The 12,061-nt window shown below is 67.5% G+C and carries 9 protein-coding genes; 3 read left to right on the top strand and 6 right to left on the bottom strand.

Annotated features, from left to right (window positions below; all coding sequences use genetic code 11):
- Positions 1–40: 40 nt before the first annotated feature.
- The 4 genes from EJ913_RS12460 to EJ913_RS12475 all read right to left on the bottom strand — a co-directional run bounded on the left by EJ913_RS12460 (position 41) and on the right by EJ913_RS12475 (position 3,349).
- Positions 41–373, bottom strand: a complete 333-nt coding sequence (locus EJ913_RS12460; protein ID WP_126998239.1) for a cupin domain-containing protein — start codon at positions 371–373, stop codon at positions 41–43.
- Between the two features lie 97 nt (positions 374–470).
- Positions 471–1,754: a TRAP transporter large permease gene (locus EJ913_RS12465; RefSeq protein ID WP_126998241.1), complete on the bottom strand. Its 1,284-nt coding sequence runs from the start codon at positions 1,752–1,754 to the stop codon at positions 471–473.
- Positions 1,745–2,284 carry a TRAP transporter small permease gene (locus EJ913_RS12470; protein WP_126998243.1) on the bottom strand — a complete coding sequence of 180 codons (540 nt, stop codon included), beginning with the start codon at positions 2,282–2,284 and terminating at the stop codon, positions 1,745–1,747. The genes EJ913_RS12465 and EJ913_RS12470 overlap by 10 nt, the downstream gene beginning before the upstream one ends.
- Before the next feature lie 69 nt (positions 2,285–2,353).
- Positions 2,354–3,349 (bottom strand): TRAP transporter substrate-binding protein, encoded by a 996-nt coding sequence (locus tag EJ913_RS12475; protein ID WP_126998245.1) that lies wholly within the window; start codon positions 3,347–3,349, stop codon positions 2,354–2,356.
- 511 nt (positions 3,350–3,860) lie between these two features.
- Here EJ913_RS12475 and EJ913_RS12480 point away from each other — a divergent pair.
- Entirely contained in the window at positions 3,861–6,029 is a 2,169-nt protein-coding gene (locus tag EJ913_RS12480) for a methyl-accepting chemotaxis protein (RefSeq protein ID WP_126998247.1), read from the top strand.
- 61 nt (positions 6,030–6,090) lie between these two features.
- Here EJ913_RS12480 and kdgD read toward each other — a convergent pair whose 3' ends face one another.
- Positions 6,091–7,002: a 5-dehydro-4-deoxyglucarate dehydratase gene (gene kdgD, locus EJ913_RS12485; RefSeq protein WP_126998249.1), complete on the bottom strand. Its 912-nt coding sequence runs from the start codon at positions 7,000–7,002 to the stop codon at positions 6,091–6,093.
- A gap of 35 nt (positions 7,003–7,037) precedes the next feature.
- Positions 7,038–8,486: an NAD-dependent succinate-semialdehyde dehydrogenase gene (locus tag EJ913_RS12490; protein WP_126998251.1), complete on the bottom strand. Its 1,449-nt coding sequence runs from the start codon at positions 8,484–8,486 to the stop codon at positions 7,038–7,040.
- 272 nt (positions 8,487–8,758) lie between these two features.
- On the opposite strand from EJ913_RS12490, the gene EJ913_RS12495 reads away from it, so the two are divergent.
- Both EJ913_RS12495 and EJ913_RS12500 read left to right on the top strand, forming a co-directional pair.
- Positions 8,759–9,481 carry a FadR/GntR family transcriptional regulator gene (locus EJ913_RS12495; RefSeq protein ID WP_126998253.1) on the top strand — a complete coding sequence of 241 codons (723 nt, stop codon included), beginning with the start codon at positions 8,759–8,761 and terminating at the stop codon, positions 9,479–9,481.
- Between the two features lie 267 nt (positions 9,482–9,748).
- Complete coding sequence (locus EJ913_RS12500; protein WP_126998255.1) at positions 9,749–11,617, top strand: PocR ligand-binding domain-containing protein; 1,869 nt, start codon at positions 9,749–9,751, stop codon at positions 11,615–11,617.
- Positions 11,618–12,061: the final 444 nt, after the last annotated feature.

Consider the following 12,061-nt stretch of genomic DNA (forward strand, 5'->3'; position numbering starts at 1 on the left):
CCCGCAAGGGGAGAGGGGCTCAATCAGCGTGTCGGCAAAGTCACCCCAGAAAATCGTCCCGCACCGGGGTGAAGGCGTCGACCAGCACGGTCGGTTCCAGGATGGTCACGCCGTGCATCGTGCCCGGCGGCACGTAATAGCTGCCGCCGGCGCCCAGCCGCGTGGTGCCGTGGCCGTCCATCGTCAGCTCCAGCGCGCCCGACACGATGTAGCCGACCTGCTCGTGTGGGTGGCTGTGCATGGGCGCGACGATGCCGGGCTTGAAGGTGAACTCCACCAGCATCAGGCCGGGGCCGTAACTCAGCACGCGGCGTTCGGCGCCCTCGGGCGTGACGACCGGCGTCTCTTGCGCCGCTTCGGCCAGAATCTTCATGAAACAGTATCCTCGATGAGTCGGGTGGAAAAGAAGGCCCGGCCCATCGTCGACGGGCCGGGCCAAGGAAGGAACGCCTTGGAAGCGCGCCCGAACCTCAGTTGATCAGCAGATGCGGCAGCCACATGGAGAAGTCGGGCACGTAGGTGACCAGACCCAAGGCCAGGATCAGCGCCGCGTAGAAGGGCAGGATGGTCTTCATCACCTCGCCCACCGAAATGCCGCCGATGGCGCAGCCGACGAACTGGGTGGTGCCGACCGGCGGGGTGTTCAGGCCCAGCGCGCAGTTGATCAGCATGACCATGCCGAACTGCACCGGGTCCATGCCGTAGGCCTGGGCGATGGGCAGGAAGATCGGCGTGCAGATCAGGATCGTGCTCGCCATGTCCATGAAGGTGCCCAGCACGAACAGGATGACGTTGATCATCAGGAAGATAACCCACGGGTTCGAGGAGAGATTGGACATCATCTCCCCCGTCAGCTCGGCGACGCCGTAGAGGGCCATCAGGTACTGGAACATGGTGGAGACGCCGATCAGCAGCAGCACCACGCCGGTGGTCTTCACCGCCTTGGTCGTCGCCAGCACGAACTTCTTCCAGCTCAGCGTGCGGTAGAGGAAGACCGTCAGCACCAGCGAATAGACCACCGCGACCGAGGCGCCCTCCGTCGCCGTGAAGATGCCCAGCAGGATGCCGCCGAGGATGATGGCGACCACGAACAGGCCGGGCAGGGCGGCGAGCAGCGAACGGGTGACCTCCGCCCAGCCGGGGAAGCGCCCGGCCGGATAGCCGCGCTTGACCGCCACGAAATAGGCCGCGGCCAGCATGCACACCGTCATCACCACCACCGGCATCAACCCGGCGGCGATCAGCGAGCCGATCGACACCTTGCCGCCGGCCGCCAGCGAATAGAGGATCAGGTTGTGGCTGGTCGGCATCAGCGCGCCCACCAGCGCCGCGTGCGTCGTCACGTTGACGGCGTAGTCGGTGTGGTAGCCCTCGCGCTTCATCATCGGGATCATCACCGATCCCATGGCCGACACGTCGGCCACCGGCGAGCCGGAGACGCCGCCGAACATCGTGCAGGCGACGACGTTCGCCATGCCCAGCCCGCCCCGGATGTGGCCGACCATGTTGCGGGCCAGCGTCACGATCTTGTCGGCGATGCCGCCGTGCAGCATCAGCTCGCCCGAGAAGACGAAGAAGGGGATGGCGAGGAAGGAGAAGATGTTCATGCCCGAGGTCATCTGCTGGAAGATGACGGCGTAGGGCAGCCCCTCGTACATGATGGTGAACAGCGCCGACAGGCCGATGGCGAAGGCGACCGGCACGCCGAGGATCAGCAGCCCGAAAAAGGATACGGCTAGGACGGTCAGTTCCATGTCGGCTCGACCTCTTCATGACGCAGGAGGGCGAGCGTGTGCTCGACCGAGAACAGCACGATCATCGCGCCGGACAGCGCCAGCGGGATGTAGCGCAGGATTTCTGGCAGCCCAAGGTTGGGGATCAGGAAGTTGGCGACCGACATCCCCAGGATCCAGCCGTTGCAGGCCATGGCGACGCCGAAGCCGGCGACCAGCAGATGGATCAGGATCTCGAACCAGTGCTGCACGTGCGCCGGCAGCAGGACGAGGATGGAATCCATGCCGATGTGGCCGGCGTCGCGCACCGCCACGGCGGCGCCCAGCATCGTGACGTAAAGCACCAGCACCAGCGCCAGGCTTTCCGCCCAGGTCGGCGTCCGGTTGAATACGTAGCGCCCGACGACCTCGTAGAAGACGATTCCGACGATGCACAGCAATCCGACGACCGCGATCACCGTGCTGACCCGCGCCAATCCTATGTTGAGCCGTGTCAGAAGCCGCCGGGGCTGCGCCCGGACGCCGTCTTCCACAAGGCAGTCCTGAATCATGGTCGCTCCTCATGGAACCCTTGGCGCTGAAACCGACGGGCCGCCGTTGGACGGCCCGCCGGTGCGCGGTTACTTCGTGTCCTGGATGCGCGTGACGAGGCTTTGCAGGGCCGGCGTGTCGGCGAACTTGGCGTAGACCGGCTTCATCGCGTCGATCAGTTCCTGCTTGTTGGCGATCTGCGTGATCTGCGCGCCGCCGTCCTCGACCATCTTGCGCGACTTGATCTCGCGCTCGTCCCACAGCTTGCGCATGAAGGGCACCGAGTCCTTGGCGGCCTTGCGGATCAGCGCCTGGTCGTCCTTCGACAGCTTGTCCCACACGACCTTGGAGAAGACGACGACCTCGGGGGCCAGCGAATGCTCGGTCAGGCTGTAGTATTTCGCCGCCTCGAAGTGGCGCGAGGATTCGTAGCTGGGCCAGTTGTTCTCGGCGCCGTCGACGATACCGGTCTTCAGCGCGGTGTAGACCTCGCCGTAGGGCATCGGGGTGGCGTTGGCGCCCAGCGCGGTCATCATGCCGACGAACAGCTCGGACGGCTGCACCCGGATCTTGAGGCCCTTGAAGTCGGCCAGCGAGGTGATCGGCTTCTTCACCGTGTAGAAGGAGCGCGCGCCGCTGTCGTAGAAGGCCAGCCCGATCAGGCCCTGGTTTTCCATCGACTTCAGGATGTCGTCGCCGACCGGGCCGTCCAGCACCGTGCGCATGTGCTTGGTGTCGCGGAAGATGAAGGGCAGGACGGTGACGATGGTCTCCGGCACCACGCTGTTCAGCGCGCCGACGTTGATGCGCATCATGTCCAGACCGCCGAGCCGCAACTGCTCGATGGTGTCCTTCTCGGTGCCGAGCGCGCCCGAGGCGAAGACGCGGATGCCGAGCTTGCCGTTGGTCTGCTCGGACAGCGCCTTGCCCATCTGCTTGACCGCCTCGACGGTCGGGTAGTCGGCCGGGTGGATGTCGGCGGAGCGGAAGTCGCGGGCCAGCGCCGCCGGCGCCGTCAGCGCGATCGTGGCGCCGAAGGTCAGGGCCGCCGCCGCGACGGTCAGGGAACGAAACAACCCGGTCATCAACGTCTCCTCCATTGTTATTGGCGCGCGCCAAGGCTGGGCCATGGCCGCGCGAGCGGCTTTCGGTCTTGCGAAGCGTCGGAACGGCGGGCCGGGAAGGCCGGCGCGAGCCTCTGTGGATGCCTAAAAGATTCAACCATAAGAGGATCCCGACAATCCGTGCGCCGCCGTACGGCCGTTCTGTCAGACAACCGGACCGAAATTCCCTGTCGGTTCACGGTGTGTCTTCAGTCGGATTGTGGATCCTCCTTATTTCTTTCTTAGTCTTTTGTCGGCTTTGATGGCGCTGTCGGAAAAGTGTCTGTTCCGGGACCCTGGCCGTTCTTTGGCCCATGGCCGGCGCAGCGCACACTCTGTTCTTTGGTGCATCCGTATCGTTGGCATTGCTGATGATCACTCTAGCCATGTTGCGCCTAAGTGGTCAAGTGGTAAGATGACTTGGTGCGATGAGATCCGCAAAGGGCCGTCGCGGTCCGTGCTCCGGCTCAAGGCCGGTTTGGGGGAGGAAGAGATGTCATACATCGCGACTGGCAGCGGCGCTCCCGAGGCCGCCGGGCGCTGGTATTCCGGTCTGCGCGGCAAGCTTATGATCGCCATCGGCGTCGTGCTGTCGGGCACCCTGATCGCGGCGGCGGTGGCGCTGGCCGGCTACGGCAACGTGCGCAGCACCATCGACGTCATCGTCGGGCAGGCCGTGCCCGCCATGAAGGAGGGCATGGGCGTTGCCCAGCAAGCCGAGCGTCTGGTGGCGCTCGCCCCGGCCCTGTCCTCGGTCGCCGATCCCAAGGAGCGCGAGACGGTGTCCGCCCGCATCCGCCAAGCCAAGGAGGAGTTCGCCGTCCGGCTCGACCGGCTGCGCGCCGCCGGGGCCGGCGGCGACCGGCTCGGCGCCATCGAGGAGGCGTCGAAGGCGCTGCTCGGCAACCTTGCCCAGCTCGACGCGGCCGCTGCCGACCGCGTGGCGCAGGCGAGCCTGCGGGGCGAGCTGCTGCCCCGGATGCTGGGCGCCGACGGCCAGATCCAGAAATTCATGGCCCCCTGGCGCACCGTGATCGCCAGCGAGGAGGAGCAGGCGCGCGACACCCTGGCCGCCCCCTCCTCCAGCCCGGACGACCTGCGCCGCGCCGCCGCCACCCTGATCGACGTGGCCAAGCGCGCCAAGCCGCTCGCCTCGGTGATCGAGGAGTCCGGCAACGCCCGCAACATGCTGCTGGAGGCGTCGGGCACGAGCGAGGAGCAGCGGCTGGTCATCATCGAGACCCGGCTCGGCCTCGTCCTCGCCAATCTGGAGGACGCTGCCGCGCAGCTTCCCGAAAAGCTGGCCGAGGTCGCCACCGCGCAGGCCGGGGTGCTGCGGGCGACGGCGCTGGGCAAGGACGGGCTGATCGAGGCGCGCGGCAAGGAACTCGAGATCCTCAACCGCTCGCGCGCGCTGGTGGAGGGCAACCACGCGTTGGCCGAAACCCTGGCCGCCGGCATCGCCGGGATGGTGCAGGAGCAGGAGACCGGCATCGCCGCCGCCAGCGGCGCCACCGGGCGCATGCTGGACAACAGCCGCCTGACCCAGATCGCCGTCAGCGTGGTCAGCATCGTCGTGTCGATCCTGGTCGTCTGGCTCTACGTCGGGCGCAGCGTGGTGCAGCGCCTAATGACGCTGAAAAGCGGCATGCGGCGCATCGCGTCGGGCGACCTCGACGCCGACATCGCGCTCGACGGGCGCGACGAGATCGCCGAGATGGGGGCCGCGCTGCGCGTGTTCCGCGACACCGCGCGCGAGGTCGAGATCACCCGCGCCCAGGCCGAGAGCGACCGCGTCAAGGCGGCCGGCGAGCGGCGTCAGGCGATGCTGACCATCGCCGACCAGTTCGAGAGCGGCGTGAAGATGGTGGTGGAGACCGTGTCCGCCGCCGCGACCCAGATGCACCAGACCGCCTCGACCATGGTGGAGACGGCGCAGGACACCTCGCGTCAGGCCGGCAGCGCGGCGGCGGCGGCGGAGCAAGCGTCGAGCAACGTCGACAGCGCGGCCTCGGCGGCGCATGAGCTGTCGCTGTCGATCACCGAGATCTCGCGTCAGGTCACCGAATCGGCGACCATCGCGGGCCAAGCGGCGCGCGACGCCGAGCGCACCGACGCGACCATGCGCGAGTTGAACGGGGCGGCGGCGCGGATCGGCGCGGTGCTGGATCTCATCACCGACATCGCCGGGCAGACCAATTTGCTGGCGCTCAACGCGACCATCGAGGCGGCCCGCGCCGGGGAGGCCGGCAAGGGCTTCGCCGTCGTCGCCAGCGAGGTCAAGCAGCTGGCGAGCCAGACGGCGAAGGCCACCGACCAGATCGCCAGCCAGATCGGCGCCATGCAGTCGGCGACCGGCGACGCGGTGGAGGCGATCCGCACCATCGGCGCCACCATCGCCCGCCTGAACGACATCGCCACCGGCATCGCCGCGGCGGTGGAGGAGCAGGGCGCCGCCACGGCGGAGATCGCCCGCAACGTCCAACAGGCGGCGGGCGGCACGGCGCAGGCGTCGGAGAACATCGGCATGGTGCGCAACGCCGCCGGCCAGACCGGTCAGTCGGCGCAGGCGGTCCTGTCGGTGGCCGGGCAGGTGTCGAACGAGACCTCGCACCTGCTGCAACAGATCGAGCGCTTCCTGAACCAGGTCCGCTCGGCGTGACGAGGTGGAGCCCTTCTCCCCCCTTGAGGGGAGAGGGGCTTGTTTGCGCCATCAAACCTTTCTACTGCGGGCCCAGCGCCTCGATCAGCGCGCCCAGCGCCGCGCATTCCTCTTCGCCGCAGTCGATCAGCGGGGTGCGCACCGGGCCGGCGTCGCGGCCGACCAGACGGGCGCCGGCCTTCACGATGCTGACCGCGTAGCCGGCCCGCCGCTTGCGGATCGCCGCGTAGGGGATGAAGAAGTCGTCCATCAAGCGGTTGACCGTCGCGTCGTCGCCCGCGATCACCGCGCGGTAGAAGTCCAGCGCGGTGCGCGGGATGAAGTTGAACACCGCCGACGAATAGACCGGCACGCCGATGGCGTTGTAGGCGCTGGCGAAGAACTCCGCCGTCGGCAGGCCGCCGAGGTAGCAGAACCGGTCGCCCATGCGGCGGCGGACCCGCAGCATCAGTTCCAGATCGCCGATCCCGTCCTTGAATCCGATCAGGTTCGGGCAGCGCTCGGCCAGACGCGCCAGCGAGTCCGGCCCAAGCCGGCAGACCCCCCGGTTGTAGACGATCACCCCGATGCCGACCGATCCGCAGATTGCCGCGACGTGGCGGGCGACGCCCTCCTCGTCGGCCTCGGTCAGGTAATGCGGCAGCACCAGCAGCCCGGCGGCGCCCAGCGATTCCGCCCGGCGCGCCAGTTGGATCGCCAGCCGCGTGCCGTAGCCGGTGCCGGCGATGATGGGAACCTGTCCGCCGCTCGCCTCGACCGCCGTGCCGACGACCGCGCCGTACTCGTCGGGCTCCAGGGAGAAGAACTCGCCGGTTCCCCCGGCGGCGAACAGCGCGCTCGCCCCGTAGGGCGCCAGCCACTCCAGGCGACGGGCGTAGCCGGCGGCGTCGAAGGCGCCGTCGGCGGTGAAATCGGTCACGGGAAACGACAACAGGCCGGACGACAGCGCGGCCTTGAGGGCTTGCGGCTCCATGGGGAAGGGGGACCTTTCGGGGGTGGAGCGCCGGCTCACTCCATGGGAAGCTCGGCGACGGTCTTGTTGACGAGATAGGCGTCCAGCCCTTCCGCGCCGCCCTCGCTGCCGTAGCCGCTTTCCTTCACCCCGCCGAAGGGCGCCTCCGCGAAGGCGATCCCGTAGCTGTTCAGCCCGACCAGCCCGCTTTCCAGCCCGTCCGACAGATCGGCGGCCCGACGGGAGGAACGGGTGAAGGCGTAGGCGGCGAGCCCCTGCGGCAGCCGGTTGGCCTCCCGCAGCGCCTCGTCCAGCGTGGAGAAGCGGTTGACCAGGGCCAGGGGGCCGAAGGGTTCGACCGACATGGCGTCGGCGTCGAGGGGCACGTCGGCCAGGACGGTCGGCTGGAAGAACAGGCCGGGGCCGTCGATACGGCGCCCTCCGGCGAGACAGCGGGCGCCCCGGTCGCGGGCGTCGCCGATCAGGCGCTCCATGGCGTCGACGCGCCGCCGGTTGGACAGCGGCCCGACCTGCACCGCCGGGTCGCGCCCGTCCCCGACGGTCAGCGCGCGGGCGGCCTCGGCGAAGCGGGTGGTGAAGCGGTCGAACAGCGTGTCATGAACCAGGAAGCGGGTGGGGGAGATGCAGATCTGCCCGGCGTTGCGGAACTTGGCCGCCACCGACAGGGCGGCGACGGCATCGGCGTCGACGTCCTCGCAGACGATCACCGGAGCGTGGCCGCCCAGCTCCATGATGACCGGCTTCACGCCTTCCGCCGCCAGACCGGCGATGCGGGCGCCGACGGCGGCGGAGCCGGTGAAGGAGATCTTGCGGATGACCGGCGAGCGGATCAGCCGTTCCGCCACCTCGGCCGGGTCGCCGAACACCACGTTCAGCACGCCCAGCGGCAGGCCGGAATCGTCCAGCGCGCGGGCCAGCTCCAGCGCGGTCGCCGGGGTTTCCTCGGCCGGTTTCAGGATGCAGGAGCAGCCGGCCGCCAGCGCGGCGGCGATCTTGCGGGCCGGGGTGATGGCCGGGAAATTCCAGGGCGTGAAGGCGGCGATGGGGCCGACCGGCTCGCGCAGGGCGGTCAGCCGGCCGCCGCGCTGGCGGGCCGGGATGACGCGGCCGCAGGCGCGGCGGCCCTCGTCGGCGAACCAGTCGAACATGTCGGCGGCGCCGTTGACCTCCGCCCGCGCCTCGGCCAGCGGCTTGCCCTGCTCCAGCGTCAGGACCAGTGCGATGCGGTCCAGGCGCTCGCGGATCAGATCGGCGGCGCGGCGCAGCAACTTGGCGCGGTCATAGGCCGGAACCTTGCGCCATGTCCGGAAGCCCTGGCGGGCTGACTCCAGCGCGGCGTCGAGATCGGCGAATCCTGCGAGCGGCAGATGCGCCAGAATCTCCCCGGTGGCGGGGTTCGCAACCGGCGCAAGGGCCGCGTCGGACGGCGCCAGCCAGTCGCCGTCGATGAACAAGCCAAGGTCCCCATAGGCGTGGTGTGCCATGACGCTCTCCCAGTGAAAGCGGCCCGTGGGTCGGACGGACCTGTCCGGCCCCCTTGGTTTTGCGCAGCGTCCGCGACCGGACAGGGATCGGCGGCGTGCCGGGGCTCGGCTGGTCCAAGCCTTACACGACATCGTGTCGTCATACAAGTGAGTCCTTCCATAAGGCGGACTGTCCGCTTGTTCCGCCATCTCTCTTGTAACTTGACATGACGAGTGATATCGAAGGGGAAAGAGGGCGGCGTGGCCGACTCTCTGTGGAGGGAAAGCAAAGCATGAGCTTGCAGCGGCGGGAGACCTTGACCTCCCAACTGGTGACGGCGCTGCGGGCGCGGATCGAGGGTGGGGAGTTCCCGCCGGGCGCCAAGCTGCCCAGCGAACACGAGCTGATCGAATCCTTCGGCGTCAGCCGCACCGTGGTGCGCGAGGCGGTCGCGACCTTGAAGGCCGGTGGGCTGGTGGCGACGCGGCAGGGGGTCGGGGCCTTCGTTCAGGCGCCCACGGCAGCCCCGCCCTTCCGCATCGACGAGGCCGATCTCGGCGTCGTCTACGAGGTGATGTCGGTGCTGGAACTGCGCATCGGCATCGAGACGGAGGCGGCGGCGCTCGCCGCCCAGCGCCGCAAGGACACCCACCTCGCCGCGATGCGCGACGCGCTGGAACGGATCGCGGCGGCGGTCGAGGCGGGGGAGGACGCGGTGTCCCACGACCTCGACTTCCACCGCGCCATCGCCGAGGCGACCGGCAACCGCTACATGCTGGAGCTGTTCCAGTATCTGGGATCGGTGCTGATCCCGCGCACCCATGTGCAGACCTTCCGCCTCGCCTCGGAGCCGCGCGAGGCCTATCTGCGCCGCATCAACGACGAGCATTGGGGCCTGTTCGACGCCATCCTCCGCCAGGACGGCGACGCCGCCAGAGCCGCGATGCGCCTGCACCTGACCGGCAGCCGCGAACGGCTGCGGGCCTATTGGGAAGCCAAGGGCGGGCAGGGTTAAGTGATTGTCCGTTAAGCGCCACAAGCGGGCTTTTGCGCTACTTGTGCGGATGGCGCCCCACTGGAGACGTTACAGCCCATCACACAATGTCCCGTCAAGACACCTCAACCCGGTCCGATCCCAGCCACACTCATAGTCGGCCAGTTCCTCGAGCACTTAGGGTTTTACCTTGCTCCGACTATCTGGGACGTATCGGCCGAAAGTGTTACCTTGCTACGGTGTGAATGCTGGGCCTCTTTGCTTGCCCTCTAAGCCGGAGCGGATGCCGTGAAATTGTCGGAACTCCTACCGGTCGCCCACCTGCAAAGGCTTTGCGAGGAATTCACCGCCCTGACCGGCGCCGTGACCGCCGTCCTCGATCTCGAGGGAAACATCCTCGTCGCCACCGGTTGGCAGGATGTCTGCACACGTTTCCACCGCGTCCATCCGGGCACCGTGTCCCGCTGCCACGAAAGCGACACCGAGTTGGCGGCCAGCCTCGACCGGGGCCAGCCCTACAAGGTCTACAAATGCCGCAACGGCTTGGTCGACGCCGCCATGCCGATCGTCGTCGGGGGCCAGCATGTCGGCAACTTCTTCACAGGGCAGTTCTTCTTCGACCAGCCCGACGCCGATGCCTTTCGGGCCCAGGCCCGCCAATTCGGCTTCCCTGAAGAGGACTATCTTGCCGCCCTGAAGCGGGTTCCGGTTTTTTCAGAAGACCGGGTCCGGCTGATGATGGGCTTTTTCACCCTCGTCACCAACATGATCGCCAGCATGGGCATCGCCAACGAGGAACTGCGCTTGCAGGGCGAGGAGCTGGCCCACACCAACACCACCCTGGCGGCCGAGGTGGCCGAGCGCAAGCGCGCCGAGGAAGAGCTTCAGCGCGCCCACGACGAGCTGGAGGAGCGGGTGCTCGAACGCACCCGGTCGTTGCGCGACGCCCTGGCCAAGCTGGAGCGCCATCAAGACGAATTGCGCATCGCCAAGGAGACCGCTGAAAGCGCCAATCGGGCCAAGTCCGACTTCCTGTCGTCCATGAGTCACGAACTGCGCACGCCCCTGAACGCCATCCTGGGTTTCGCTCAGATCCTGGACAGTGCCTTTTCAACGCCGCTCGACGACAAGCAACGCTTTCGCGTTCAGCAGATCATGAAAGGCGGCAACCACCTGCTCAGCCTGATCAACGAGGTGCTCGACCTCGCCCGCATCGAGAGCGGCGTGCAGACGCTGTCGGTCGAACCCATTGAAACCAAGGCGCTGATGACCGAGGTGCTGGAACTGACCCGCGCCTTCCCCACACGCCGCAACACGGCGGTCCAGGACTGGAAGGTGGCCGACAACCTGGCCGATCGGGTGCGGGCCGACTACATGCGCTTGAAGCAAGCGCTGCTCAATCTGACCTCCAACGCGTTGAAGTACAATCGCGACGGCGGCACGGTTTACTTGGCCGCGGAGGCGGGTAACGGGGGCTCGGTGCGCTTCGTGGTCAGCGATGACGGCCCGGGCATCCCGCCTGAGAAACACTCCCAGCTCTTCCAGCCGTTCAACCGCTTGGGCGCCGAAACCACCGAAATCGAGGGCACCGGCGTTGGCCTGACCATCACCAAGCGCATGGTTGAAGCCATGGACGGCCGCATCGGTTTCGAGACCGAGGTGGGGCGCGGCACCACCTTCTGGGTGGAGGTGCCCGCCAGCCATGATCCCTTGGCCGCCCCGCCGGATGCGGTCGAGGACGATACGCGCGATGTGCTGCGGGTCGTTGCGGCCGGCGTCCCCCGCAGGCTGCTCTATGTGGAGGACAATCCGGCGAACCTCCAGCTCATGCGCGAGTTGATGGCCGAGTTGCCCAACTTCACCCTGGCCTCGGCACCCACCGCGGAGATCGGCATCGAGATGGCGGTGACGACCCAGCCCGACGTCATCGTGCTCGACATCAACCTGCCCGGCATGAACGGCATCGAGGCGCTGGGCCTGCTCAAGGCCGACCCCAGAACCAGCCGCATCCCGGTCATCGCCCTGTCTGCCAACGTCACCCCCAGCGTCGTCCGCCGGGGGTTGGAGGCAGGCTTCCTGCACTATCTCGCCAAACCGCTTGACATCAGCCTGTTCCTGCGCGTCGTCGTAGAGTTGAGCTCCAGCTCGCCGGCCTGAACGGGAGTTTCTTCAGTTGAGTGGCCCCCACCCGGCTTGCTCGGGAGGTGTTGACCGATGCCAGAAACCCACCCCCTCATCTGCCGGAGCTTCGGCAGTCCATAGGCGAGTTGATTTGCTCTCGACGCATTTTGGTTTTGGACGAGTGTCCGGTTCGGGTCAGATGTGGACATAGAGAGGCGTTCCACGAAGTCGCGCATTCACTCAATTTGAGGTGAGCATCGCATTCCCCAAACACCAAAAAAATCGGGCGCCACCTTCGCTTGGGAAGGGGCGCCCGAGTGGACCGAGCCGCGCGCTAGGGGGAGAGCACCGGGTGGGACCATGAAACCCGGAGGCGGCGGCTCCAGCGTCTGACCAGCCGACGGTCGGGAAGCGCCTGTGACCATCGACACCCACAGCAGTAACGGCGAGCTTGTGTGATGTCAAACATATTATGCTTGT

This window comes from Azospirillum doebereinerae (assembly GCF_003989665.1).
GTDB classification, from domain to species: domain Bacteria; phylum Pseudomonadota; class Alphaproteobacteria; order Azospirillales; family Azospirillaceae; genus Azospirillum; species Azospirillum doebereinerae.

What these genes read in the sequence shown, in the direction of transcription:
- EJ913_RS12495 (WP_126998253.1), top strand. Translation starts at nt 8,759, where the DNA reads ATGAGCTTGCAGCGGCGGGAGACCTTGACCTCCCAACTGGTGACGGCG.
- EJ913_RS12460 (WP_126998239.1), bottom strand. Translation starts at nt 373, where the DNA reads ATGAAGATTCTGGCCGAAGCGGCGCAAGAGACGCCGGTCGTCACGCCC.
- EJ913_RS12470 (WP_126998243.1), bottom strand. Translation starts at nt 2,284, where the DNA reads ATGATTCAGGACTGCCTTGTGGAAGACGGCGTCCGGGCGCAGCCCCGG.
- EJ913_RS12465 (WP_126998241.1), bottom strand. Translation starts at nt 1,754, where the DNA reads ATGGAACTGACCGTCCTAGCCGTATCCTTTTTCGGGCTGCTGATCCTC.
- kdgD (WP_126998249.1), bottom strand. Translation starts at nt 7,002, where the DNA reads ATGGAGCCGCAAGCCCTCAAGGCCGCGCTGTCGTCCGGCCTGTTGTCG.
- EJ913_RS12490 (WP_126998251.1), bottom strand. Translation starts at nt 8,486, where the DNA reads ATGGCACACCACGCCTATGGGGACCTTGGCTTGTTCATCGACGGCGAC.
- EJ913_RS12480 (WP_126998247.1), top strand. Translation starts at nt 3,861, where the DNA reads ATGTCATACATCGCGACTGGCAGCGGCGCTCCCGAGGCCGCCGGGCGC.
- EJ913_RS12475 (WP_126998245.1), bottom strand. Translation starts at nt 3,349, where the DNA reads ATGACCGGGTTGTTTCGTTCCCTGACCGTCGCGGCGGCGGCCCTGACC.